Genomic DNA, 2207 nt, shown 5'->3' on the forward strand with positions numbered 1-2207 from the left:
TTCAACAAACCGTTCGACGTGCTGACCCAGTTCAGTGACGGCGAAGGGCGGGCGACGCTCAAGGACTTCATCGATATCCCGGGCGTATACCCGGCCGGGCGGCTGGACCGTGACAGTGAAGGCTTGCTATTGCTGACCAACGATGGCGGGCTACAAGCGCGGATTGCCGACCCTAAGCACAAGCTGGCCAAGACCTACTGGGTGCAGGTGGAAGGTGAGCCGAGCGACGAGCAGTTGCAGCGTTTGCGTGACGGCGTGGAGCTGAACGATGGGCCGACCTTGCCGGCCGAGGCGCGGCGCCTGGCCGAGCCCGCGTTGTGGCCGCGCAACCCGCCGGTGCGTTTTCGCAAGAGCGTGCCGACCAGCTGGCTGGAGCTGGTGATTCGTGAAGGGCGTAACCGCCAGGTGCGGCGCATGACGGCAGCGGTGGGGTTGCCGACCTTGCGCCTGGTGCGGGTACGCATTGGTGACTGGGCGCTCGACGGGTTGGAGCAGGGGTGCTGGCGCGAGGTTCCGGCAAAATTGCAGCGCTAGTGGGGGCCGCTTTGCGGCCCATCGCGACACAAGGCCGCTCCTACAGAACCGCGCAAACCCATGCCTTGGGTCGCGATCCCCGCTTTGTGCGACCCCTGTAGGAGCGGCCTTGTGTCGCGATGGAGCGCAAAGCGCTCCCCGCATTCCCAAGGCCTAAACCCCTTCAAGAAACCCCACCACCACGCTCTTGATGATAAAGGCCAGCACCCCCAGCCCCAGCACGAAGAACAGGATCAGCGTACCGAACTTGCCCGCCTTGGACTTTTTCGCCAGGTCCCAGACGATGAAACCCATGAAACCGATCAGCACGGTGACCAGGATGATCATCATCCACTCTTCGAATACGGCGGGATCCATCGGTGTTCTCCAGGCAGTTTGAGCGCTCGAGTATACGCCCGCAGGCGCGGGCAATTACCGAAGGTGGGTCAATGGCAGCTCGGTGCTGGCCAGCACCTGGTTCAGCACGAAACTCGAACGCACGCTGGTGACGCCTTCGATGCGGGTCAGGCTGCCGAGCAGCAGTTTCTGGTAGTGGTCCATGTCGGGCACCACCACCTTCAACTGGTAGTCGGCATCCATACCGGTGACCAGGCTGCATTCCAATACCTGTGGCAGGTTGCGGATAGCGGCCTCGAAGGTCTCGAAGCGCTCCGGCGTGTGCCGGTCCATGCCGATCAGCACGTAGGCGGTCAGGCTCAGACCCAGCTTCTTGCGGTCGAGCAGGGCGACCTGGCGGGAGATGTAGCCGTCGTCCTCCAGCTGCTTGACCCGACGCGAGCATGGCGAAGGCGACAAGCCGATGCGCTCGGCCAGTTCCTGGTTGGAAATGCGCGCATCGCGCTGCAATTCGGCGAGGATGCTCAGGTCATAGCGGTCGAGTTTGCTCATGGCATTTGCCTTTTCTGTTCGGATTGCGGCGAATTATCATTCCAGGGTGAAAAATTGCGCAAGTAATATTTATATGAGCAATCTTCGCAATCCGCTGCCGCCAGCTGTCCGGTATCTTTATCAACAGAATCACTGCCCGGACATCAGTCCACGGCGACGCGCCCTAGGCGGGCGGTCGCGGCCAGCCATCCAACCGGATCCGCAGGCCCCCGGGCTACACAGCTTCCAGAAGACGCTGTGAGGTGAGCCGGCGCCACAAGTGCCGAGCACGGACGACAATTCCTGAAGGGAGGCCCTGCGGCCTCCCTTTTTTCATGTCGGTAATTTTAATTGGCCGGCCTGAAGAGCACGGTAGACTGGCTGCCTGCTGCAGTTTACCTACCGAGAGGAATACCATGACGTCGCGCATCTGGCAGTTGGCAGGTGTTGGTTTGCTGGGGTTGGGCATCAGCCTTGGGGCGCTGGCCGAAGGGCCCGGCGACCCTGCGCCCGGTCGGCCGCTGAACGCCCGCGACGAAGTGCGCCAGACCCAGCCGCCCCGGCAGGGCTACTACCAGGATATTCCCCGCCGCCATGGCGATGAGCATCGCTGGCAAGCCGGGGGGCCGGGGCCAAGGCCCGGTGGCGACTGGCAGGGGCGCCCGGACGGCCATGGCAATGGCTGGGGGCCGGGGCCGCAGTACCGCCCTGGGCACACGGTCGATCGTTTCCCTGACCGCTACTGGAAAGTGCCCTATCGCGGCCATGACTACTTCTACTCCGGCGGCTACTGGTACCGCCCGCAT

Annotated in this window: 3 protein-coding genes and 1 pseudogene; 2 read left to right on the top strand and 2 right to left on the bottom strand. The window is 63.2% G+C overall.

What is annotated here, in order from left to right; genetic code table 11:
* Positions 1-534 (top strand): pseudouridine synthase (locus AACG97_RS00080; protein WP_338463213.1); only part of this gene is annotated, 534 nt, incomplete at its 5' end.
* A 153-nt stretch (positions 535-687) separates the two neighbouring features.
* Here AACG97_RS00080 and AACG97_RS00085 read toward each other — a convergent pair.
* Positions 688-891, bottom strand: coding sequence for a DUF2788 domain-containing protein (locus tag AACG97_RS00085; protein WP_003249787.1), 204 nt, complete (start codon positions 889-891; stop codon positions 688-690).
* A 54-nt stretch (positions 892-945) separates the two neighbouring features.
* Positions 946-1422 (bottom strand): Lrp/AsnC family transcriptional regulator, encoded by a 477-nt coding sequence (locus AACG97_RS00090; protein WP_003249795.1) that lies wholly within the window; start codon positions 1420-1422, stop codon positions 946-948.
* Positions 1423-1817: 395 nt separating this feature from the next.
* Here AACG97_RS00090 and AACG97_RS00095 point away from each other — a divergent pair.
* Positions 1818-2207, top strand: a pseudogene (locus tag AACG97_RS00095) (DUF6515 family protein); the annotation flags it as partial.

Origin of the sequence: Pseudomonas sp. Nvir (assembly GCF_963778085.1) — a bacterium.
Taxonomy (GTDB): Bacteria; Pseudomonadota; Gammaproteobacteria; order Pseudomonadales; family Pseudomonadaceae; genus Aquipseudomonas; species Aquipseudomonas juntendi.